General features: G+C 65.2%; 20 protein-coding genes. 11 read left to right on the top strand and 9 right to left on the bottom strand.

Going from position 1 to position 22940, the window contains the following annotated elements; all coding sequences use genetic code 11:
• Positions 1 to 68 precede the first annotated feature (68 nt).
• Positions 69 to 1508, bottom strand: a complete 1440-nt coding sequence (locus PQ457_RS11360) for a protein adenylyltransferase SelO family protein (protein ID WP_273616970.1) — start codon at positions 1506 to 1508, stop codon at positions 69 to 71.
• Positions 1509 to 1588: 80 nt separating this feature from the next.
• On the opposite strand from PQ457_RS11360, the gene PQ457_RS11355 reads away from it, so the two are divergent.
• The 5 genes from PQ457_RS11355 (at position 1589) to PQ457_RS11335 (ending at position 7426) form a co-directional block, all read left to right on the top strand.
• Positions 1589 to 2455, top strand: a complete 867-nt coding sequence (locus PQ457_RS11355) for an alpha/beta fold hydrolase (protein WP_273616969.1) — start codon at positions 1589 to 1591, stop codon at positions 2453 to 2455.
• Positions 2452 to 3594, top strand: a complete 1143-nt coding sequence (locus PQ457_RS11350) for a glycosyltransferase family 4 protein (RefSeq protein WP_273616968.1) — start codon at positions 2452 to 2454, stop codon at positions 3592 to 3594. Before PQ457_RS11355 ends, PQ457_RS11350 begins: the two co-directional genes overlap by 4 nt.
• A 141-nt stretch (positions 3595 to 3735) precedes the next feature.
• Entirely contained in the window at positions 3736 to 4686 is a 951-nt protein-coding gene (locus PQ457_RS11345) for a tetratricopeptide repeat protein (protein WP_273616967.1), read from the top strand.
• Positions 4687 to 4718: 32 nt separating this feature from the next.
• The gene (locus tag PQ457_RS11340) at positions 4719 to 6077 is read left to right on the top strand and encodes an outer membrane protein assembly factor BamB family protein (RefSeq protein WP_273616966.1); all 1359 of its coding nucleotides are present in this window, start codon (positions 4719 to 4721) and stop codon (positions 6075 to 6077) included.
• Positions 6078 to 6121: 44 nt separating this feature from the next.
• On the top strand, positions 6122 to 7426 hold the full coding sequence (locus tag PQ457_RS11335; protein ID WP_273616965.1) for a methyltransferase family protein: 1305 nt from the start codon (positions 6122 to 6124) through the stop codon (positions 7424 to 7426).
• Here PQ457_RS11335 and PQ457_RS11330 read toward each other — a convergent pair.
• Together PQ457_RS11330 and PQ457_RS11325 are read right to left on the bottom strand one after the other, a co-directional pair.
• Positions 7423 to 8793, bottom strand: a complete 1371-nt coding sequence (locus PQ457_RS11330; RefSeq protein WP_273616964.1) for a glutamate--cysteine ligase — start codon at positions 8791 to 8793, stop codon at positions 7423 to 7425. The genes PQ457_RS11335 and PQ457_RS11330 overlap by 4 nt on opposite strands.
• 64 nt (positions 8794 to 8857) lie before the next feature.
• Entirely contained in the window at positions 8858 to 9622 is a 765-nt protein-coding gene (locus PQ457_RS11325; RefSeq protein WP_273616963.1) for a 16S rRNA (uracil(1498)-N(3))-methyltransferase, read from the bottom strand.
• 47 nt (positions 9623 to 9669) lie between these two features.
• Between PQ457_RS11325 and ubiA the strand changes: the two genes are divergently transcribed.
• A complete protein-coding gene (gene ubiA / locus PQ457_RS11320; protein ID WP_273616962.1) occupies positions 9670 to 10593 on the top strand; it encodes a 4-hydroxybenzoate octaprenyltransferase in 924 nt (307 codons plus the stop codon).
• On the opposite strand, the gene PQ457_RS11315 is transcribed toward ubiA, so the two are convergent.
• Genes PQ457_RS11315 through PQ457_RS11300 form a run of 4 tightly spaced genes read right to left on the bottom strand, consistent with a single transcriptional unit; the run spans position 10590 to position 16002 of the window.
• Entirely contained in the window at positions 10590 to 14006 is a 3417-nt protein-coding gene (locus PQ457_RS11315; protein WP_273616961.1) for a chromosome segregation SMC family protein, read from the bottom strand. The genes ubiA and PQ457_RS11315 overlap by 4 nt on opposite strands.
• 9 nt (positions 14007 to 14015) lie before the next feature.
• Positions 14016 to 14771 carry a thioredoxin domain-containing protein gene (locus PQ457_RS11310; RefSeq protein ID WP_273616960.1) on the bottom strand — a complete coding sequence of 252 codons (756 nt, stop codon included), beginning with the start codon at positions 14769 to 14771 and terminating at the stop codon, positions 14016 to 14018.
• A 56-nt stretch (positions 14772 to 14827) separates the two neighbouring features.
• Positions 14828 to 15517, bottom strand: coding sequence for a thioredoxin domain-containing protein (locus PQ457_RS11305; RefSeq protein ID WP_273616959.1), 690 nt, complete (start codon positions 15515 to 15517; stop codon positions 14828 to 14830).
• Between the two features lie 47 nt (positions 15518 to 15564).
• On the bottom strand, positions 15565 to 16002 hold the full coding sequence (locus tag PQ457_RS11300) for a DUF721 domain-containing protein (protein WP_273619313.1): 438 nt from the start codon (positions 16000 to 16002) through the stop codon (positions 15565 to 15567).
• Positions 16003 to 16189: 187 nt separating this feature from the next.
• Between PQ457_RS11300 and PQ457_RS11295 the strand changes: the two genes are divergently transcribed.
• Genes PQ457_RS11295 through PQ457_RS11285 form a run of 3 tightly spaced genes read left to right on the top strand, consistent with a single transcriptional unit; the run spans position 16190 to position 18507 of the window.
• The gene (locus PQ457_RS11295) at positions 16190 to 17260 is read left to right on the top strand and encodes an A/G-specific adenine glycosylase (RefSeq protein WP_273616958.1); all 1071 of its coding nucleotides are present in this window, start codon (positions 16190 to 16192) and stop codon (positions 17258 to 17260) included.
• 2 nt (positions 17261 to 17262) lie between these two features.
• Positions 17263 to 18144: an NAD(+) diphosphatase gene (nudC, locus tag PQ457_RS11290; protein WP_273619312.1), complete on the top strand. Its 882-nt coding sequence runs from the start codon at positions 17263 to 17265 to the stop codon at positions 18142 to 18144.
• Positions 18145 to 18147: 3 nt separating this feature from the next.
• Positions 18148 to 18507 (top strand): YciI family protein, encoded by a 360-nt coding sequence (locus PQ457_RS11285; RefSeq protein ID WP_273616957.1) that lies wholly within the window; start codon positions 18148 to 18150, stop codon positions 18505 to 18507.
• Between the two features lie 4 nt (positions 18508 to 18511).
• On the opposite strand, the gene PQ457_RS11280 is transcribed toward PQ457_RS11285, so the two are convergent.
• Together PQ457_RS11280 and mgtE are read right to left on the bottom strand one after the other, a co-directional pair.
• A complete protein-coding gene (locus PQ457_RS11280) occupies positions 18512 to 18919 on the bottom strand; it encodes a DUF1489 domain-containing protein (protein ID WP_273616956.1) in 408 nt (135 codons plus the stop codon).
• The gene (mgtE, locus tag PQ457_RS11275) at positions 18919 to 20358 is read right to left on the bottom strand and encodes a magnesium transporter (protein ID WP_273616955.1); all 1440 of its coding nucleotides are present in this window, start codon (positions 20356 to 20358) and stop codon (positions 18919 to 18921) included. Before mgtE ends, PQ457_RS11280 begins: the two co-directional genes overlap by 1 nt.
• Before the next feature lie 183 nt (positions 20359 to 20541).
• On the opposite strand from mgtE, the gene PQ457_RS11270 reads away from it, so the two are divergent.
• Together PQ457_RS11270 and PQ457_RS11265 are read left to right on the top strand one after the other, a co-directional pair.
• Positions 20542 to 21009 (top strand): peptidylprolyl isomerase, encoded by a 468-nt coding sequence (locus PQ457_RS11270; protein WP_273616954.1) that lies wholly within the window; start codon positions 20542 to 20544, stop codon positions 21007 to 21009.
• A 165-nt stretch (positions 21010 to 21174) separates the two neighbouring features.
• Positions 21175 to 22935, top strand: coding sequence for a methyl-accepting chemotaxis protein (locus PQ457_RS11265; protein WP_273616953.1), 1761 nt, complete (start codon positions 21175 to 21177; stop codon positions 22933 to 22935).
• Positions 22936 to 22940: the final 5 nt, after the last annotated feature.

Raw genomic sequence — 22940 nt, 5'->3', positions numbered from 1 at the left:
CCAAGTCTAGACCAATCTAGGTTGGCAAATTCTTAATGTCCGCCTCCGGTTTTTCTTGCGGTAATTGGCTAAGTGTCTGACGAAAAATCATGTCCTGCCGGTATCGGCGGTTCGCCAAGGGCATCGCCCAGTGCGCGTATGGCCGCGATATGGCGATGGAGCGGCCCCCAGTCGTCATCACGGTCGATGGCCAACCAGAGGCTTTCGACCGTCTCGATGTGGTTATCGGGGGCGGGGGCCTGCCATGCGGGATGCGCGCGGACATCCTCGACCGGCCCATAGGAGGCCAGAGCGGCACGCAGCGGCGATCCTTCGCGCAGCAGCGACATGACCTCGTCAGGCGCGCCGCGAAAAAGGTGGAAGAAAACATCGGGCGACATCTGCTCTTCGCGCATGTGTGCGCCCGCCGCGGCCAGCAGCGCGCCGTCGGGTTCATCTCCCAACGGTTTCAGCCCCAGCCGCCACAGTACTCGCCGCGCCAGCGCCGCCTGATACAAGCCGTCAAACCGGTCGAGCGCGGCAATCAGCGGCGCCGTATCGGTCACCAGCAGGCGCAGCGAGACGGCCATTTGCCCGCAATTCCACTTGATCGCCTCTGCCTGTTTGCCAAAGCGATAGCGGCCCGCATGATCGAAATAGGCCGCCGTGAAATCGGCATCCCATCGCGGCAGCCAGCGCCAGGGGCCATAGTCGAAACTTTCGCCCGAAATGTTCATGTTGTCGGTGTTCAACACGCCATGGACAAAGCCTGCCGCGACATAGGACGCGGCCATATCGGCAAGCCGTTCGACCACCTGATGCAGCAGAATGATGGCGGGTTGGTCGCGGCCCGGCGCATCGGGGGGCGGCGGCGGGCCGGGAAATTGCGCCAGCGCATAATTGACCAGTTCGGCCATATGCTCGGCCTCTTCCAGCACCAGCAGGCGCTGAAACGTGCCGATGCGGATATGGCCATGGCTCATCCGTACCAGCACCGCCGATCGGGTGGGCGAGGGCTCATCGCCGCGCCACAGCGCCTCGCCGGTTTCGATCACGCTGAAAGTCTTGGAGGTGTTCGCGCCCAAAGCCTCCAACATCTCGGTTGCCAGAATTTCGCGCACCGCCCCCTTAAGCGTCAGACGGCCATCGCCCTGCCGGCTCCACGGCGTCTGCCCCGAACCCTTGGTGCCGAGGTCGATCAGCCGTCCGGCGCCATCGCGCATCTGGGCAAACAGAAACCCGCGTCCATCGCCCAGTTCTGGATTATACACGCCAAACTGATGACCATGATAGCGCAGCGCCAAAGGTTGCGGCAGATTGCCGTCCAAAGGTGCGAACCGTCCGAAATGTACAACCCACCCCGCATCGTCGAAATCCGCCAGCCCGACGTCCCGCGCCCAGCGGTCATTGCGCCAGCGCAGCAGGCCTTTCGGAAAGTCGGCGGGCGCAACCGGATCGCCCAGCCATGGGGCCAGACGGAGGATTTGCGGATCGGGGGCGTAGGCATTCGCTTGCGGTTCATGGCGCATGGGGCAATAAGTGGGCGCATAAGCGGCGGGGCGCAAGCCGTGCCTGCGCAAAATTGCGATAAGGAAGCGCCCGCAAGGCCATGAACACATATACCGATCAATTCTGGCAAAGCCCCGATGGGCTGCGTTTGCACTATCGTGATTATGCCGGACCGGCGGATCGTCCGGTGGTGGTCTGTCTGCCGGGTCTGACGCGCAACGCACGCGATTTCGAAGGGCTGGCGGGGCGGATCGCGGGGCAATGGCGGGTGATCTGCCCGGACATGCGCGGGCGCGGCGATTCGCAATATGCCAAAAATTCGGCCACGTATAACCCACTGCAATATGTGCAGGACATCAACGCGCTCTTCGATGAATTGCGGATCGAGCGCTTTGTGGTGGTCGGCACCTCGCTGGGCGGGCTGATGGCGATGCTGTTGGCGATGATCGACGCCAAGCGGCTTGCGGGCGCTGTGCTCAACGACATCGGTCCGGTGATCGAGCCATCCGGCCTTGCCCGCATCCGCGATTATGTGGGGCAGGGGCGCAGCTTTCCCACATGGATGCACGCCGCCCGCGCGCTGGAGGAGGAGCAGAGCGCATCCTTCCCCGATTATGACGTGCATCAATGGCTGGCCATGGCCAAGCGCGTGATGACGGTGGGCCAGAACGGTCGCATCGTCTATGATTACGACATGAAGATCGCCGAGCCTTTCGAGCGCCCCGGCGGCGAGGCGGGGGTCGATCTGTGGCCCGGCTATATGGCGCTTGCCGGAAGGCCTTTGCTGCTGCTGCGCGGGGAATTGTCGGATCTGTTGTCCACCGAAACGCTGGGCGAAATGGCGCGGCGTATTCCCGATGCCGTTGCGGTCAGCGTGCGCCGGGTCGGTCATGCGCCCACGCTGGATGAACCCGAAGCGGTGCAGGCCATCGAGCGCCTGCTGGAACGGGTGGCGCAACAGGCATGAGCGTCAATCCCTTGCGTGTCCTGCATCTCCATTCCAGCTTTAACCCCGGCGGCAAGGAATTGCGCTGCGTTCAGCTGATCAACGCCTTTGGCGCGGGGGTGGCCCATACGATCGTCTCGGCCATGCCCGATGCGATGGAGGCCACCCGCCGTATCATGCCCGGTATCCGTTGGCAGGCAGGCACCGACTTTCCCTCGCTTCAGGGCAAGCCGACCCCCAAGCGGCTGATTGCGCTGGCCAGCGCGATGTCGGACCATGACCTTGTGCTGACCTATAATTTCGGCGCGATGGATGCGGTGCTGGCTCATACGCTGTTTGCCCAGATCCTGCGTCTGCCGCCTTTGGTCCACCATGAGGACGGGTTCAATCAGGACGAGGTGATCAGCCTGAAATCCAGCCGTAACTGGTATCGCCGGATCGCGCTGGGCCGAACCAGCGCGCTGGTGGTCTGTTCGCAGCGTTTGGAGAGCATCGCGCGCGACGTGTGGCAACAGCCGGCGGGCAAGGTCCACCGCATCCCCAACGGCATCCGCACGGCCGCCTATGCGGCCAAGCCTCGCCCCGATGCTTTGCCCCGCGTGATCAAGCGCAAGGGGGAATTGTGGCTGGGCACGTTGGCGGGGCTGCGGCCGGTCAAGAACCTGCCGCGTCTGGTGCGGGCCTTTGCTGCCTTGCCCGAACCATGGCAATTGGTGATCGCGGGCGATGGGCCGGAGCGTGAGGTGATCCGCGAGGAGGCGCTGCGGCTGGATATTGCGCACCGGGTCCATCTGCCCGGCCATGTCGGCGATCCGGCCAAGGTGGTGGGGCTGTTCGACCTTTTTGCGCTCTCGTCCGACAGCGAGCAGTTCCCGATCAGCGTGGTTGAGGCCATGGCCGCCGGGCTGGCCGTGGTCAGCCCGGATGTGGGCGATGTGGCGCCGATGCTTTCGGGGGAAAACCGGCCTTTCCTGGCGCCTGCTGGCGATGAGGCGGCATTGGCCGCACAACTGGCCCATTTGGCGGCGGATGCGGACCTGCGCCGCACGGTGGGACAGGCGAATCGCGCGCTGGCCAACGCGGAATATGACGAAAAGACCATGGTCGATCGTTACCGTGCCCTTTACGGACAGGCGATGGGGCGCAATAGTTTCCCATGATTGCCGATCTGTTGCCGGACCATTGTTAACCTGCCGTCTCATTGCCGTTGAAAAGCCCGGCCCATCCGCTAAACGGCAGTTTCGTTTTTTACCCGCGGTGTGACTTTTTCGCCCGCATCGATGATCAGGAAGTGAAGTCCCTTGGCCCTGCGTCCTACTCCTCCTCAGACCCGCGCCCAGCAACTGGCCGCACAACAGGCCCAGCAGGGCGACGCTTTCCTGCGCGAGGTGGATGACGCATTGCGCGAGGATCAGATGATGTCCGCCGTCCGCCGCTATGGCAAGCCGGTGGGCGCTGGGTTGGTGCTGGGCTTGGCGGCGCTGGGCGGCTATCTGTGGTGGGGCCATCATCAGGAACAGCAATCGGCCACGCGGGCCGAACAGCTCACCATTGCGCTGGACCAGATTGAGGCGAGCCGCACGGATCTGGCCAACAAGACGCTCGATGGTCTGGCCGCCGATGGCGATTCCGGTTCGGCGGTGGTCGCGCGGCTGGTCGAGGCCGGTCTGCTGGCCGGGCAGGGCAAGGCGCAGGACGCTGCCACGCGTTATGCCGCCGTGGCGGCCGATGCCAATGCGCCGCAGACCTACCGCGATTTCGCCACGCTGCGTCAGGTCTCGCTGAACTATGACCAGATGAAGCCCGAAGAGGTTGTCGCCAAGCTCAAGCCTCTGGCCGCGCCAGGCGCGCCGTGGTTTGGTGCGGCGGGCGAATTGCTGGGTCTGGCTTATCTGAAACAGGGTAAGAAGGAACTGGCCGCGCCGCTGTTCGGCGCGATTGCCAAGGACAAGGACCAGCCCGAATCCCTGCGCGCCCGCGTGCGGCAGGTTGCCAGCCAGTTGGGTTTTGATGCGGTGGACGATGTGGCGCGCCCGATTGAGATGAATGCGCCCCAGCCGGGCGCCGCACCCATGGCCGCGCCTGCGGCTGCTCCCGCGGCGGCAGCGGGTCCGGCCCCCGCTCCGGCCCCCGCTTCGGCCCAGGCGTCGCGTTCACAAAAGGCGGCCAAGGCGGCCACGCCTGAAATCCCCCTGATGGTGGGCAAGCCCGGCGCGGCGACGCCGGCGGCCCCCGCCACGACCCAGCCCTGATCCATTCCTGACGGACCTTAAGGACCTGCCTCATGAAGTCTTTTGCTTCCTTTTGTCGTCAGCCCGGCCGCGCGCTGCTGTCCGTGGCGCTGATCGCGGCGCTCTCGGCCTGCGGCGGCGGACCCAGGCTGGGCCGCAAGCCCAAGCCAACCACGCCCACCACCGGCAAGCGCGAACCGATCCTGAGCCGCGTCGAATCCTCGGCACAGGCGGATATGGATATTGCCACGATGGCCGTTGTGCTGCCGCTGGCCCAGCCCAATGCCGAATGGGCCCAGCCGGGCGGTTCGGCGGCCAAGAGCTACGGCAATCTGGCGCTGGGCGAAAACCCCAAGCCAATCTGGCAGGTGCAAGTGGCCGGTTCGAACGTGCGGCGGCGTCTGGGCGCGGCGCCGGTTGTGGGCGGCGGCTCGATGTTCGTGTTCGATACCGATGGTGTGCTGCATGCCTTTGATGCGGCCACGGGCGCGCCGCAATGGACCCAATCTCTTGCCGTCACGGGCGGCGCGGGCGAGGCGGTGTTCGGCGGCGGCGCTTCGTACGACTCGGGCCGCGTCTATGTGACGACCGGTGTTGGCGATGTTGCCGCGCTGGATGCCAAGACTGGTAACATCGTATGGAAGGTTCGCCCCGGCGGTCCGCTGCGTGGTTCGCCCACGGTGGCCTTCGGCGCGGTCTATGTGATGACGCAGAACAACGAAATCCATGCGCTGAAGATCGAGGACGGCACCGGCCTGTGGCAGGAATCGGCCTCGCTGGGCGCAACGGGCGTGTTCGGCGTGGCGGCCCCTGCGGCCGGGCAGGGCTCGGTGGTGGCCGGTTTTTCGACGGGCGAGCTGATCGCCTATCGTTATGAAAACGGGCGCACACTGTGGAATGACGCACTGGCGCGCACCTCGCTGTCCACGATGGTGGGCGTGCTGACCGATATTGACGCCGACCCGATCATCGACCGCGGCCATGTCTATGCGCTGGGTCAGGGCGGGCGTATGGCGGCCTATGAACTCGTCACCGGCCAGCGTCTGTGGGAGCTTAATCTGGCGGGCATTTCCACCCCGGCGATTGCGGGCGACTGGATCTTTACCCTGACCGATGAGGCCAAGCTGCTGTGCATTGCCAAGAACAGCGGCAAGGTGCGCTGGGTGGCCCAGCTCAACCGCTGGACCAAGCCCAAGAAAAAGGAAGGCCCGATCTTCTGGACCGGCCCGGTGCTGGCCGGCGATCGCCTGTGGGTGGCCAACAGCCGGGGCGAGGTTCATGTGGTCAGCGCGATGGACGGTGTTTCCAAGTTCTACACCGAGGTGAAGGCGCCGATCACGCTGGCCCCGATCGTGGCCAATGGCATCCTTTACCTTCTGGACGATTCCGGCCGGATCACCGCACTGAAGTAAGAGCATTTCCGCAGTCTTAACCTGTGGCTGATAGGGCCGGTGGAATGGATTGTTCCACCGGCCCTTCTGTTGTCGCCCGACCGCAAAGTGATGTCTCCGCCGGCGTGGGGCTGGTGGGGCTGGCCGTGCTGGTGGCCTGGGTGATGGTCTGCCGGTCGTGGCCGATGGTGGCCGGGGCGCTCGATCTGGGCGGGCCACGCGAGCCTTTGGCCGGGCCCTATGCGGCGTTGTTGGCGCTGGCTCTGTCTTCGGGCGCGATGGCCATGTGGTCGGTGCTGGTGGACAAGGTGCATCGGCGGGTCTCGACTGGCATCGACTGGGCGCATCCTCGCCCCTTGCGCGATGTGCTGGGCATCAGCGCGATCAAGCTGGTGGGCCTGTGGGCGACATGGGCGGTGATTGGGACGGCCTATTGCCTGTTTCGCTTTTATTGGCAGCAACCTTGGCTTTTCGGCATCCGCCTGATCGGTATGGCGATGGTGCCGATGACGCTCCTTTCAGTGCCTTACGTGCTGTGGCTGGACCGGGTATTGATCCATCCGCGCGACGGGGCGTGGCATTGCGGAGCGTGGATTTTGGGCCGGGACGGGGCCGATGGCGGCGCGGTGCTGCTCCATGCCCGACGCTGGGCGGTGAAGGGCTTTTTCACGGCCTTCATGTTCTCAATCCTGCCGGGCGGGTTTGCGGCGGTGGTGCATGCCGATGCGGCCACGTTGGGCGATCCGGTGACGCTGGCCAACTGGCTGATCTCATGGCTGTTCATGGTGGATGTCCAGATCGGCACGGCCGGCTATCTGTTCACCTTGCGCCCGCTCGACGCGCATATTCGCAGCGCCAATCCCTATCTTGACGGTTGGGTGGCCGCGCTGGTGTGCTATCCGCCCTTTATCATGATGGGCGGCAACGGGCCGCTCGACTATCACCCCGGTACGGCGGAATGGTCGCAATGGCTGGCGGGGCATGATTGGGCGCTGTGGGGATGGGGCGCGTGGCTGGTGATGCTGACGGGCATCTATGCCTGGGCCACGTTGGTCTTTGGCCTGCGCTTTTCCAATCTGACCTATCGCGGGGTCATCACCCATGGGCCTTATCGCCTGACCCGCCATCCGGCCTATGTGGCCAAGAACCTGTTCTGGTGGTCGGTGACGCTGCCTTTTCTCAGCCCCACCGGATCGCTGGTCGATTGCATCCGCAACACCGCCATTCTGGCCATGGTCAGCGCGGTCTATTGGTGGCGGGCCAAGACCGAGGAGCGGCACCTGTTGTCGCAGGACGCCAAATATCGCGAATATTGGGCGTGGGCCGAAACAGGCGCGCCGATCACGCGCCTGCTCAAGCGGATAGTTTAGAAGCTGGCTTCGTCGTAGACCCGGCTGAGGTCGCCGCCCCATTCGCCGAGATACTTGTCCAACCAGAGTTGGGCAGGGACCTTGCCGCTGGCCACGATTTCGTCGAGCGGGTCGAGATAGCGGGTTTCATCCGCGCCCTCGGCATTCAGACGCGCGCGCGCTTTCAGGCCGCTGCGCGCAATGGCCAGCACTTCGCCCGCGATGTCACCCAAGCGGCCCCCGGCAATCGGCGCATCCAGCGCCAGCTTGGGCACGCTGGAGCGCAGGGTTTCGCGCTCCTCCATGCTCCAGCCCTTGACCAGATCCCATGCCGCATCGAGCGCGCCCTGATCATACAGCAGGCCGACCCAGAGCGCGGGCAGCGCCACAATCCGTTCAACCGGCCCGCCATCGGCGCCGCGCATTTCGAGAAAACTCTTCAAACGCACTTCGGGGAAGGCGGTCGAAAGGTGATCCTGCCAGTCGCCGATTGTCGGGCGTTCGCCGGGCAGGGCGGGCAGCTTGCCATCAAGGAAGTCGCGGAAGGACTGGCCCGCAGCATCGATATATTTGCCCTCGCGGAACACGAAATACATCGGCACGTCGAGCATATAGTCGACATAGCGCTCGTATCCGAATCCATCCTCGAACACGAAGGGCAACATGCCCGTGCGCGCCGGATCGGTGTCCGACCAGATATGGCTGCGATAGGAGAGATAGCCGTTCGGCTTGCCTTCCAAAAACGGCGAATTGGCGAAAAGTGCGGTTGCCAGCGGCTGCAGGGCCAGCGAAACGCGGAACTTCTGCGCCATGTCGGCTTCGCTGCTGTAATCCAGATTGGTCTGGATGGTGCAGGTGCGCAGCATCATATCCAGCCCCAACGACCCCACGCGCGGCATATGGCGCAGCATGATGTCATAGCGGCCCTTGGGCATGATCGGCAATTCGTCGCGCCGCTTGTCCGGGTAAAGACCAAGGCTGAGGAAGCCCAGATTGCTCTTCGCGCCAACGGATTTGACCTGATCGATATGGCGGCGGGTTTCCGCGTCGGTCTGATGCAGGTTTTCCAGCGGGGCGCCCGACAGTTCGATCTGGCCCGCCGGTTCAAGGCTGACCGCGCCATCGCTGCCTTTCAGGGCGATGACATTTTCGCCCTCCATGATCTCGCTCCAGCCATAGGGTTTCAGCCCCATCAGCAGGTCGCGGATGCCGCCCGCCTCGTCATAGGCAGGGGCGTGGCGGTCGGTGCCGCGATAGACAATCTTTTCATGCTCTGTGCCGATGCGCCATTGGGCGCGCGGCTTCTCGCCCTCCTGCATCGGAGAGGCAAGTTGATCCAGCCCGGAAATCAGGGGATCGTGTTGGTCGGTCGCTTCGCGGGTGCTCATGGCGCGACTTCCTAGTGGGCCAAACGTCTTTGCGCCAGCGAGAAAATCTATTCACCCTACACTGTCAGTCTGAAGCCCAGTCGCCCATGCCGCCCATCCACAGCGCGGTGGCTGCGATACAGGCGGTTTCGCCTCGCAGAATGCGTGGCCCCAGCGTGATCGCATGGGCCGATGCGTGGGCGCGGATGGCGGCCCGCTCCTCGTCGGTAAAGCCCCCTTCCGGCCCGGTCAGCAAGGCCGCAGGGCCGGAATGGGCGGCAAATGTGGCCAGTGCGGGCGCGCCGCCCTGCTCGTCGGCAAAGAACAGGGCGCGCGGCGCGTCCCAGTCGCGCAGCAAGGCATCCAACCGCACCGGCGCGGCAATCGTGGGCAGGGCGGTGCGTGCGCATTGCTCGGCTGCCTCGATCAGCGTGGCGCGGGCGCGGTCCAGATTCAATTTATCCGCCACGCAGCGACGGGTCAGCACCGGCTGAATATGGCGCACCCCCAATTCGCAGGCCTTTTCCAGCACCAGATCGAACCGATCCTTTTTGAGCAGCCCCGCGCAAAGCGTGAAATCGGGCACCGCCTCTCGCCCGCGTAACAGGTTCACGCATTCCAGCACCAGATCGCGCTTGCCCACCGAGACGGCGCGCGCGGCCCATTCGCCCGACACATCATCGCACAGGATCACCGCATCGCCCGGCCCCACGCGCATCACCCGGCCCAGATAGTGCGCCTGCGGGCCGTCAATGCTGACCTGTGCCCCGGCGGACAGGGGCGTTTCAACAAACAGGCGCGGCGCGCTGCGCGGTGGCCACGCGGGGGTTGCGGGAAGATGATCGCTCATGCCCTGCGCTCTAGCCGATTGCGGTGCGCCACGCTATGGCATGGCGCATGAGCGAAACCGTCCAGATCGTACCCGACAGCGAACATCGCGGGATCATGGGGCTGCTGCCCGCAGCGGCGCGCGATTATGCCTCTCTGGCGCGGCTGGACCGCCCCATCGGCTGGTGGCTGCTGTTCTGGCCTTGCGCCTGGGGTGTGCTTCTGGCGGGCGGCGCGCATCGCTGGGGTCTGCTGCTCTGGCTGTTGCTGGGCAGCGTGGTGATGCGCGGGGCGGGATGTGTCTATAATGATATCGTGGATGTCGACATCGACCGCCGCGTGGCGCGCACCGCCCTGCGCCCCATCGCCAGCGGGCGGGTGTCGAAAAAATCGGCATGGGCATGGCTGATCGGCCTGTGTTTGATCGGCCTTGTCGTGCTGCTGCAATTGCGGTGGCAGGCGCAAGTGGTGGCGCTGGGGGCGCTGGCGCTGGTGGCGGCCTATCCTTTCATGAAGCGGATTACCGGATGGCCGCAGGCTTGGCTGGGGCTGGTGTTCACCTGGGGGGCGCCGGTGGGGTGGGTCGAGGTGGCCGGATTGGCCCATCTTTCCACCCTTGCGCTGCTCTACGCGGGCTGCTGGGCGTGGTGCATGGCCTATGACACGATCTATGCGCTGCAGGACCGCGAGGATGACGCACTGGTGGGTATAGGGTCCTCGGCGCTCTCGTTTGGCGGCCATGTCCGCATCGGGGTTGCGGGCCTCTACACTTTTGCCGTGGCCTGCTGGGCGGCTGATTTCTGGATGCTGCGCGGGGGCGGGGCGGGCGGTTGGCTGGCGCTGGCGGCGCTCTTGCCGGTGGCGCTGCATTTTCTGTGGCAGGTGGGGACGCTGAAACAGGACGATGGCGGCAATGCGCTGGCCCGCTTTCGCTCCAACCGCTTAGCGGGGCTGTTGATGGCGCTGGCCTGTCTGGTGGTCGGAAACGCTTAGCTGGCTTCGGCCAGCAGTTGTTCGGCCGCGCTTAAATCCACGCTGACCAGCCGCGACACGCCGCGCTCGACCATGGTCACGCCGAACAGGCGGTGCATCCGGCTCATCGTCACAGCATTGTGGGTGACGACCAGATAGCGCGTCTCCGTCTCGTGCGTCATCGCCTCCAGCAGATCGCAGAAACGCTCGATATTGGCATCGTCAAGCGGCGCGTCCACCTCGTCCAGCACGCAGATCGGCGAGGGGTTGGTCAAAAACAGCGCAAAGATCAGCGCCACCGCCGTCAATGCCTGTTCCCCGCCCGAAAGCAGCGTCAGCGATTGCAGGCGCTTGCCCGGAGGCTGGGCAAAGATTTCCAGCCCCGCTTCCAACGGATCATCCGAATCGACCAGCGCCAGATGCGCCTGCCCCCCTTGAAACAGCGTGGTGAACAGGCGACGGAAATGGCCATCGACTGCATCGAAAGCGGCGCGTAGCCTCTCGCGGCCTTCGCGGTTCAAATTGCCGATCGAGCCGCGCAGTCGGTTGACCGCTTCGGCCAGCTCGGCCCTTTCGCGGATCGATTCGCCTGCGCGTTCCTCGGCAGCAGCCAATTCCTGCGCGGCAACCAGATTGACCGGCCCCAGCCTTTCGCGGTCCGCGGTCCATTGCTCCATGGCGCGGCTTTCCTCGCCCGCCGTGCCGGTTTCGGTAAAGCCGAAACGCTCGGTCAGCAACGGGGGCGGGCATTGAAAACGCTCGCCCGATGCGCGGTTCAATTCGGCGCGGCGTTCGTTTTCGTTTTCGGACCGCGCCAGCGCCCCCGCGCGCGCCTCGCGGGCGGCCAGCAAGGCCTCCTGCGCGCCCGCCAATTCGCGTTCGGCCTGCGTGGCTTCCTGTGCCGCCTGCGCCATGGCGCTTTCGGCCTGAGCCTGAGTCTGGCTCAGCGCCTGCTGCTCCTGCTCCACGGCGTCGATTTCGGCCCGGATGGCGGACGGGCGGGCGACATGGACGGCACGCTCCTGCGTGATTTCCTCGATCCGTCCTGCCATCTGGGCCAGCCTTTTGGCCGCATCGCTGGCGCGGTTTTGCCAATTGCGGATCTCGCCCGATTGCGCGTGGACCCTCTCGCGGGCCACGGCCATGGTCTGATCCTGCGTGGCCAGCAAGGCGTTGGCCGATTGGTGATGCGCCCGCGCCGCCTCATGCCTCAGGCGCGCGGCCTCAAGCATCGTCCGCCCCGTATCGGGCGCAGGCAGGGCGGCCCGGTGTTCGAGCGCGGCCTCCTGTTCGGCTCTTGCCGCATTGCGATGCTGGGTCAGGTCGAGCGCGGCGGCCTGCAATTCGGCGCGGCGGACGGCTGCGCGGTCGCGGGCGGCCTCGGCGGCATCCATGGCACGCAGGGCGGCTCGCTCGGCCTCGGCAGCGGCGGCCACCTCGCGCTCCAGCGAGGCCGCTTCATTCTGCGCCTGCGTCAGCGCCCCGGCCACCGCGTCTGACTCGGCCTCAGCCTGGGCCAGGGCCTCGCGCAGCGGCGGGATCTGCGTTTCCAGTGCAAGAAAGCGGTTGTCGGCCTCCATACGTGCCGCCTCCGCCGCGCCTTCACCCCGCGCCACAAACCCGTCCCAGCGCCGCACATGCCCCGCGCGCGTTACCAGCCATTCGCCCGGCGCCAGCTCGCGCCCATCGTCATCCTCATCCACCCAGACCAGCGCCAGTCGGGCCGCCAGTTCCTCCGGGCAATCGGGCACATGCGCGGCCAGACTCTGCGCGACCGGCACCGGCGGCGCGGCCCCGGTCCAAAAGCGCCCCTCAGCCCCGGCTGCTCCCAAAGGCGCCTTCGCATCGCGCCCCAGCACGGCGGCCAGTGCCCGCTCATAGCCCGGCGCGGCCCGCACATGGTCAAGCGCGAGCCGGCGTCCGGCGGCGTTCTTCTGCGCCTTGGCGCGGGTCTCGCGGTCGCGCTGCAAGGCCTGAAACTCGCGCTCGATCCCGGCCAAATCGGCGCGGGCCGCCGAAAGCGCGCTGGCGGCGGCATCGCGCCGCCCCAGCAAGACGGCGCGGCATTCCTGCGCGGCGTCCAGCTTTTCGCGCGCCTGCGCCAGTCTTGCGCCTGCTTCGTCGCGCTGCGCGGTGGCGGCGGCCAGATCGGCCAGCGGATCGCCCGCCCGGTCAAGCGCGGCCAATGCCTCGCCATTGCGCGCCATATCGGCCTCGGCGCGGGCGCAGCGGGTTTTGGCCTGCGCGATTTCCGCCTCGGCCACGCGCCACTCGGCCTCGACGCGCGCCTGTTCGGCATTGGCCTGCGCATAGGCGATTTCGGCGGCGCGGGCATTGCTGTCTGCTTCCTGAAGGGCCTGCGCCATGGCGGGCCTTTCGGCCTCTGCCTGTGCCAGTCGCGCCCGCGCTTCGTCCAGTTCGCTTTGCAGCCTTTGCAAGGCCTGCGCGGCATCATGAGTAAGCCGGTCGGCCTCATTGCGGTCGGCCTCCAGCCTTGCCTGTTGCCGGTCCAGATCGGCCAATTTCGCCTGCGCCGCTTCCCAATGGCTGTTCAAGGCGGCAAGGCGGTGGGTATTGGCGCTGGCCGCCTCGCGCGCGATGCTCAGTGCCTCGCGGGTGGCGATGGCGGCCTGAGCGGCGGCGGCCTGCGCGGTTTGGGCGGCATCGGCGCGGGATTGTGCGGCCAAGGCGCGTTCCTCGGCCAGTTTGGCTTCGGCCTTGGCATAGTCCGCCGCCTGCGCCGCCTCGCGCCAGCGGGCATACAGCACCCGCGCCTCGGCCACGCGGATCTGTTCGGACAGTTGGCGGTAGCGCTCGGCCGCGCGCGCCTGCCGCCGCAGCCCGGCGATCCGGCTTTCCAGCCCGGCCATCAGATCCTCAAGGCGCGAAAGATTGGCCTCGGTCGCGCGCAGTTTCTGTTCGGCGTCGCGGCGGCGCACATGCAGGCCAGCGATTCCAGCCGCTTCCTCCAGCATCGCGCGGCGTTCGGCGGGGCGGGCGTTGATGACGGCGGCGATGCGCCCCTGGCTGACCAGAGCGGGCGAATGCGCGCCGGTTGCCGCATCGGCAAAGACCAGCGCTACATCCTTTTGCCGCGCATCGCGCCCATTGATGCGATAGGCCGAACCCGCGCCGCGCTCGATCCGGCGCACGACCTCCAGTTCCTCTCCCGCGCTGTCATGGGCCGACAGGATGACTTCGGCAAAATCGCGCGGCGGGCGCGTCGCCGTGCCCGCAAAGATCACATCCTCCATCCCCCCGCCGCGCAACGACTTGGGGCTGCTCTCGCCCATCACCCAGCGGATGGCCTCAAGCAGATTGGATTTGCCGCAGCCGTTGGGGCCGACCACACCGGTCAGCCCCGGCTCTATGCGCAGTTCGGCGGGCTCAACAAAGCTCTTGAAGCCTGAAAGTTTGAGCCGCCGAAAACGCATGAAAGCCTATCAGGCGCCCGCAGCCTTCAGCGCGGCTTCGACATTCTTCCACTCGGAGCCCTCAACCTTGCTGCCGTTGATGAATACGGTCGGGGTCGAATTGATGCCCTTGGCGCTGATCGCTTCGGAGGCCTTGGCCACGGCCTCGGCGCGGGGCAGGTCGGCAAGGCACTGGCGTTGCTGCGCCTCGGGCAGACCGCGCGCCGAGAAGAAGGCGGTATAGCCAAGCGCATCGGCAATCGCCGGATAGCGCTGCGCGGCGGGCAGTTTCATCGCGGCCGAGGCCTGATCATACTGCTCCTTGGACTGAGAATTCATCGCGTCGAAATTGGTGTAAACCTGTTCGATCAGGCCGAAATAGGCATCATCGCCCCCGCAGCGCGCCAGAACCGTCAGCGGAATGTCCTGCGGGTGGATGGCAAAGCTGCGGAATTCAAGGCTGACCTTGCCGCTGGCGATGTAATTGCCGGTCAGCGCGCTCATCCCGTCCTGTGCCAGTTTCGCGCAGTGGGGGCAGGAGAGCGAGCCATATTCGACCATCTTGATGGCGGCCTTGGGGTTGCCCACGATGATGCCGTCGCCATCCTCGGTCTTGGTAAAGGTTTCGGCCCAAGCCTTGCCTGCGGGCGGGGCCACGGCGGCAACGCTGCCGGCGGGCGCGGTGGCAGCGCCGCTGTCCGACTTGTTGCAGGCGGCAAGGCCCAGCGCGAGCGGCGCCACGGCCAGCATGGTCAAGGTACGGGTGGAAAGCGGGGCAAACATCATCTTGCGACCTATCCTTGGGCAAAGAATGAAACGGGGGGCAAAAGAATGAAACGGATTTACTTGAGAACGGCGGCCAGCTTGGGCTGCAATCCGGCCCAGTCATGTTCTTCGAGAAGCTTGCCGTCCAGCGTGAAGGCGGGCGTGCCGGTCGCGCCCAGTTCCTGTGCTTCCTTGGTCTGGGCGATCACGCGGCGCAACGTGGCCTCGTTGGCGAAACAGGCGTCGGCCTGCGCATGGGTCAGGCCCGCACCTGCGGCGATGTCATAGAATTTCAGATCCGAGGCAATCGCGCGCATCCGCTCGGGCATCTGGCCTTCGTTCCAGCGCTTGGTCTGCGCCTCGGTCAGCTTCTGCGCGGTGGCGAACCACTGGTCCTGCTGCGCCAGAAACTTGTGATGCAGGGGGAAGAATTTTACCGGCGGCGCGCAATTGGTCAGCATGGCAATGGTGATGTCGATGGGATCGCGCACCAGATGGCGCACCTCGAACGACAATTGCCCGCCGCCCACCGGCCCCATGCGCAGCGGCAGCGCCGTCTCGGCCTCGAAATGGGCGCAATGCGGGCAGGTATAGCTCATATATTCGATCAGCTTGTGCGCGGCGGCCGGGTTGCCCTGGATATGCCCGCCCACCGGGCTGACGGCAACTTTGGCGCCCCATGTGCCAATGCTGGCCGCGGGTTTGGCCGGGGCCGCCTGTGCAGGCGCGGCGCTCAGCCCAAGCGCCAGAACAACAGCAGCCATCATGCGAAGGGGAGCAAGCATCCAGAGTCCTTTGCTGAAAACAGAAATCGTCACGCTTCGTCCTGACGGGCGATGCTGCGGGCCAGCGATTCGAGAACCGCCTTCAATTCGGGGTCGCCGATGTCGCGCAGCGAATCGCCCAGTTCGATAGGGATCGGCTTCAGGCTGGGCGGCGCGGCGCGGGCGGGGCTTTGGGGGCGAGCCATCACCTCGCCCTGCCGCATCTTCACCTTGGACACCGCCTGATAGCCAAAGAAGCGGTTCACCCGCTCGATGATTTCGGGGATCACATGGGTGATGATCGGCGCATGAGCAGGCAAAACCACCAGTTGCAGGATGCCGTCGCTTTTCTCGCCGGGGGGGAAACGGATCGCCTCGGGCATGCAGACATTGGCGTGATGGGGCCCCACGATTTCGGGCCAGCGCGTCACCACACTGGATTGCACAAAGCCGAAGCGGCGAAAGGCTGTGCGCCCGATATCGGGCATCAGTTCGGCAATGGCGCGCGCCTGTCCACCGCGCGGGCGCTCATAGGGCTTGCCCACGCGCGATTGGGTTGCACGCGGTTTTTCCCTGCCCGCCCTATCGTCGCGCAATGGCGAGGGGCTTTTGCTGCCCCTTGGTGTATTTGGCCTATCCCTTTCCATACCTGCCCAGCCATGCCATAGCCGCCCCATGGATGCCAGAGGCCAGAGCGTGAAATGCGGTAAACTCGATGCCCCGCGTGCAGGATCAGTCGCGCAGGCATTGCTCGATTGGTATGACACCCATGCGCGCAGCCTGCCTTGGCGCATGCCGCCCGGCGCCAACCGGGCCGATCCCTATCGTGTGTGGCTCTCCGAAGTCATGCTGCAACAGACGACGGTCGCGGCCGTCATCCCCTATTTCGAGCGTTTTACCACGCGCTGGGCCGATGTGGCTGCGCTGGCCGCAGCGCCGGAGGATGAGGTGATGGCGGCATGGGCGGGGCTTGGCTATTATTCGCGGGCGCGGCGTTTGGTCGAATGCGCAAGGGTCGTGGCGGCGCGCGGCGGCTTCCCGGAGGATGAGGCAGGATTGCGCGCCTTGCCGGGGCTTGGGGCCTATACGGCGGCGGCGGTGGCGGCGATCGCCTTTGGCCAGCGCGCCGTGGTGGTCGATGCCAATGTCGAGCGCGTGGTGGCCCGCCTGTTTGACATTGAGCAGCCTCTGCCCGCCGCGCGCGCTGCCATCCGCGAGGCTGCTGATGCCATCACGCCTGACGTGCGCAGCGGCGATTTTGCCCAGGCGATGATGGATCTGGGCGCAGGGATCTGCAGCGTACGCGCGCCGCAATGTCTGATCTGCCCCCTGCGCAGCGATTGCCGGGGGCAGGTGCGGGCCGAGCAATTGCCGGTCAAACCGCCCAAGAAGGCCAAGGCGCAGCGCATCGGCCATGCATGGTGGATCGAGCGCGACGGCGCGGTCTGGTTGATCCGCCGCCCGGCCAGCGGGATGCTGGGGGGGATGCGCGCGCTGCCCGACGATGGCTGGAATGCGCGGGCCGACGGGTCGGCGCAGGCGCCGCTGGCCGGTGCGTGGCGCGAGGTGGGCAGGGTGGCGCATGTCTTTACCCATGTCGCGCTCGATTTGGCCGTGATGGTGTCACAGGGCGGTGATAATCCATCGGGCGAGGGCGAATGGTGGCCGCTCGACAGACTTGACGAGGCCGGATTGCCCACGCTCTATGCCCGCGCCGCCGCGCTTGCCATGGCAGGAAGAGGATGAACATGCGTTCCCCGATCACTTTTACCGGCAACCCTCTGGACCGCGCCGACGCGGTGCGTTCCGATCCAGCGCGTCTGGCGGCGCTCTGGGCGCGGGGCGGGCGGTTGTTGCAGATGGAGGGGCTGGAACCCGATCTTGACGGCGGCGCACTGATCTGGACCGAGGCCGGTGAAGCGCCAAAATGCGAAACGGTGTTTCTCGGTCTGGACGTGTCTGGCATTGGCCATTTTGCCCCGGTGCCCGCCCCCGACCAGGCCAGTACGGCACCCGCCAGTTTTAACCTGTGGCAGGCGCTGAACGGCATGGATCATGGCGAGATCGCCATTTATGGCGCGGCGCGGGCGCTGGTGGGCTGGCATGCGCGGCATCGGTTCTGTGCGCGCTGCGGCGGGGCGACGGCGCCCGCCAAGGGCGGATGGCAGCGCGATTGCGGCGCCTGCGGGGCGCAGCATTTCCCCCGCACCGATCCGGTGGTCATCATGTCGGTCGAGCATGAAGGGCACCTTCTGTTGGGCCGTCAACCGCGTTTTCCGCCGCATCGCTATTCGGCGCTGGCCGGGTTTGTCGAGCCGGGCGAGAGCATCGAGGAAGCCGTTGCCCGCGAGATTTTCGAAGAGGCCGGCGTCAAGGTCCGCGATGTGCGCTATGTCGCCAGCCAGCCTTGGCCGTTCCCTTCCAGCCTGATGATCGCGGCCCATGCCTTTGCCGATGATCCGGCGCTGACCATCGACCACAGCGAGTTGGAAGATGCCCGCTGGTTCACCCGTGCCGAAGTGGTCGAGGCCATGCATGCGCGCGACCGGGGCGAGGATGGGGCGGCCTTCAGCGCGCCTTCGCGCACGGCGGTGGCGTGGCATTTGCTGGCGGACTGGCTGGAGGATTAGGCGATGCGCGTTCTGGTGATGGTCAAGGCGACGGAGGAAAGCGAAGCGGGCCGGTTCGATCTCGGCTGGACACAGGAGATGATGGCCTCGATGGGGCGCTTCAACGATGCGCTGCGTGAGGCGGGCGTGCTGATCATGGCCGAGGGGCTGGCGGCATCGGATCAGGGCAAGCGCATCCTGTTTGACGGCGCGAGCCGCGACATTCTCAATGGCCCCTTCACGCCCAGCGAGGAACTGGTCGCCGGTTTCTGGCTATGGGAAGTGAAAGATATGGACGAGGCGGTGGATTGGGCGCGGCGCTGTCCCAATCCGATGCCGGTGCCCAGCGTGATCGAGATCCGCCCGATCCACGAGCACCGCTAGGCGATTAAACCAGCCCCAGTTTCGCCAGTTCGGCCGCCACGCTGGCGGGCAGGACATCACCATTGTCTCCGCCGGCCAGATCGGCCGGGGCATCCTTGGCTTCAAGATAGCGCCAGCCCTGATGCGCGCGGCGCGGCGTGGGCACGACATCAATCAGATCGGTTGAAATCAGGATCGCGGTGCGCCCGCCTTCATCCTCTTCAAATCCAAGGATTTCACTGCGCGCGACCAATTGATGTTTGAAGATCCAGAACAGCGAACCGCCGATCATCTCGGCCGCTCGCTTGGGCCGGTTGCGCGTGGTCAGCCGCGCCACCTTGGCGCCCCCGCGCCGGCCTTCGGGCGAGAACCATTCGTGGATTTCGGCCATGGATTGCGCGCCATAGGCGACTTTCGTCATGTTAAGAGGCATCAGGCAAGTCCCGTCAGAACGGCAAGGCCGAGGAAGGAGAAAAAGCCCATGACATCGGTGGCCGTGGTGACAAATACGGCCGAAGAGACGGCTGGATCAATCCGCAGCCGGTCCAGCGTGACCGGAACCAATATGCCCGCGAGGCCCGCCACCAGATTGTTGATGACCATCGCCGCGCCGATCACCGCACCCAGATGCGGATTGCCGAAAAGCAGCATCGTGCCCGTGCCGATCATCAGGCCCAGCGACAGGCCATTGGCGATCGCGATGCGCAATTCGCGCAGGACCATGCGGATCGTGTTCGAACTGGTCAATTCATTGGTGGCAATCGCGCGCACCACCACGGCCAGCGTCTGGGTGCCCGCATTGCCGCCCATGCCCGAAACAATCGGCATCAGCACGGCCAGCAGCGCGAATCGTGCAATCGCCCCCTGAAACAGGCCGACCACCGACGAGGCGATGATCGCCGTGCCCAGATTGACCACCAGCCATGACAGGCGCGTGCGCACCGTCATCAGGATCGGCTCGTTAATGTCACCATCGCCCGCGCCCGACAGGCGCAGGATGTCCTCGCTGGCTTCTTCCTGAATGATGTGGACCACGTCGTCGACCGTGATCTGGCCCACCAGACGCCCGCTTTCATCGACCACGGCGGCTGAAATCAGCGCGTATTTCTGGAAACGCAGCGCGACCTCTTCCTGATCCATGCCCACCGGGATCAGCGTCTGGTCGCGCTTCATCACATTGGAGAGCGTGACATGGCGATCGGTGCGCAGGATCCAGGAAAGCTGGCACGTGCCGACCGGATGGTGGCGCGCGTCGACGATGAACACTTCCCAGAATTCGGTGGCCAGATCCTTATTGTCGCGCAGATAGTGGATCAGCTCGCCCACGCTCATATGCTCGCCCACCGCGATGTAATCGCGGCTCATCAGGCGGCCTGCGGTCTCCTCGGGATAGGCAAGCGCGGATTCGATGGCGGCGCGCTCTTCCGGCTCCATTTCGGCCAGAACCGCCTGCTGTTCTTCCGGCTCAAGGTCTTCGAGCAGCGCGACCGCGTCGTCGGTCTCCATCTCCTCGGCAATGTCGGCAATGTCTCCGGCCGAAAGTTCATCGACCAGCGCCTCGCGCACGTGGTCGTTCAGTTCGGCAAAGACCTCGCCGCCCATCAGGTCGGAAATGGCATCGGCCAGCGCCGGACGCTCATCGGCATCGACCTGTTCGAACAGGTCGGCCACGTCGGCCGGATGCAGCGGCTCGACCAGTGCATAGACCGCATCGACCTCACCTGCGTCAAGGGCCGCGCGGACCCGGCGGACGAATTCCCCCTTCAACTGGTTGTCCTCGTCCAGACTGTCATGGCGCGTGTTTTCCTCCACCGCCTCGTTCTCGGCGTTGGGGGCATCGGCATAGAGAGGATCGACAGGCTCGACAGTCATGGGGGAAGGGGATTAGGCATTAAGCGAATAAAAGCAACCGTGCAGGATGCGTTTAACGCAAGGGACCGCACAAACTGCTGGCCTTGGGCGCGGGGCCCCTTTATCAGCGCGGCCAGAAAAGGGCGATGATGGCCAATCCTCGCCCAATACCCACACAGGAACGCCCATACAGGAGCTTTACCCATGGCCGACGAAATTCTCACCTTCACCGTGGATACCGGCAACGGCATCGGCGATGTTGTCATCAAGCTGCGCCCTGATCTGGCCCCCGGCCACGTGGAACGCATCAAGGAACTGGTCGGCGAAGGCTTTTATGACGGCATCACGTTCCACCGCGTGATCCCCGGCTTCATGGCCCAGGGCGGCTGTCCCAACGGCACCGGCACCGGCGGCAGCGACAAGCCTGACTTGAAGGCCGAATTCAACAACGAGCCGCATGTGCGCGGCGTGTGCTCGATGGCGCGCACCTCCTATCCGCACTCGGCCAACAGCCAGTTCTTCATCTGCTTTGATGACGCGACCTTCCTCGACCGCCAGTACACGGTTTGGGGCGTTGTCCAGTCGGGCATGGAATTCATCGACGCGCTGCCCAAGGGCGAACCGCCCCGTAATCCGGGCAAGATCGTCAAGGCTGTGGTGTCGGCAGCCTGATCTCAAGGACTGCCCCCGCGCTCTGCCTCTGACGGAGGGCGCGGGGGCAGTCCTGGCTTTTGCACCAATCGTTAACTCTTGCTGAGGGCTGGTCCTTAGCCATCGGTTCAACCGATCTCCATCGCTTGCCAAGATAATAAACGGACAGTCTCGAGAGGATAGTCCGTGCTCGCTCGCGCAAAAATCAGCACACTTGTCGCCGCAGGTTCGCTTTCATTAGCGGCCATCATCGGTGTGGGGGCCGCGCTGTCCGTTCAGGGTGCGGCGACCATGCGCACAGATATGGCTTATCTGGCCGGCAATTCCGTGCCCAGTGTCGACAAGCTCAACAAGATCATCATCGACTTTGAAATCGCGCGCATCCGCATGTCGCGCATGATTCTGGCGCAATCGCCCGATGATGCGGCCGAGCAATCGGCATTGCTCGACAAGGCGATGGCCAAAGCCGAACAGGGTCTTGCCGATTACAAGAAGTTGCTCAGCGACAAGGAAGATACGCGGCTTTACGAGGATGCTGTCCACCACTGGGCTGTGTTTCGCCAGGACGTTGAGGCTATTCGCGCCGCCACATTGAACAATCGGCATGATGAGGCCGTTGCACTTTTCAATGGCAGCATTGTTGATCATTCTCGCGCGCTGCAGGCTGCGATTGAGGCCGACAAAGACTATAACGTCAAAATGAGCAGCGACATTTCGAGCCGCGTGCTGGCGCAGGCTGACACGGCGGTCAAGCGCAACATTGTGCTGGGCGTGTTGGGTGTCGTCATTGGCATGCTGGTGCTGCTGATGTTCTCGCTGCGTGTGACGCGGCCTGTGTCGCGGCTTAAGGACGCGATGGGCGATATGGCGGCGGGCGATCTGGACCGCGATATCCCCGGCATCGACAAACGCGACGAATTGGGCGACATAGCGCGCGCGCTGGAGGAAATCCGCCAATCGATCGCCAATCGCAGCCGTGCCGAAGCCGAGGCGAAACTGGCCGTGCAGCAAAAGATCACCGGCGCGCTGGAACGCGGTCTGGCGGCGTTGCGTCAGGGGCGGCTCGATGAACGGTTGGATGAGGAGTTTCCGGCCGAATACGAACAGTTGCGCAATGATTTCAATGCCACGGCCGCCTCTCTGTCCGAACAGATTTCGGCCGTTTCGGTGTCCTCCAACGCGGTGCGTTCGGGTGCTGGCGAGATTTCCTCGGCGGCGCAGGATCTGGCCCATCGCACAGAGCTTCAGGCTGCATCGCTGGGCAATACGGCCAATACCGTGCGCGAACTTGCCAACTCGGTGGCCCGAACCGGGCAGGGCGTGACCAGCGTGGCCGGATCGGCGCATGAGGCCGAGCAGGAGGCCTCGAACAGCGGCCAGTTGATGCGCGGTGCAGTGGCGGCGATGCAATCCATCGCGGCGACCTCGGAAAAGATGCGCTCGATTGTCGAGATCATCGACGGCATTTCGTTCCAGACCAACCTTCTGGCGCTCAACGCCGGGGTCGAGGCGGCGCGGGCGGGGGATGCCGGTCGCGGCTTTGCCGTGGTGGCCACTGAAGTGCGCAATCTGGCCGAGCGCAGCGCGCTTGCGGCCAAGGAGATCGGCGCGCTGATCGTCCATTCGGGCGAAGAGGTGCGCGCGGGCGTCGACATGGTCAGCCGGACGCAAGCCAGTCTTGAGCGCATCGTCGAGCGTTCGACCGAAGTCGCGGGCATGCTCTCCACGCTGGCCAGCAATGCGGCCCAGCAATCCGAGGCCATTGCGGGCGTCAATCAGGTGCTGAACGAACTGGACATGGCCACCCAGCAAAATGCCGCGCTGGTCGAGGAATCGACCGCCGCCTCGCGTTCACTGGCCCATGAGGCCGAGCGTCTGTCGGGCGTGGTGCAGCGCTTTACGCTGGCGCGCCGCTCAACCCGCGACGGGCTGCGCAACGCTGCCTAAGGCAG

This window comes from Novosphingobium humi (genome assembly GCF_028607105.1).
Taxonomy (GTDB): Bacteria; Pseudomonadota; Alphaproteobacteria; order Sphingomonadales; family Sphingomonadaceae; genus Novosphingobium; species Novosphingobium humi.
The sequence above is the reverse complement of the archived record's forward strand: the minus strand, read 5'-3'. Positions and strand labels throughout refer to the sequence as shown.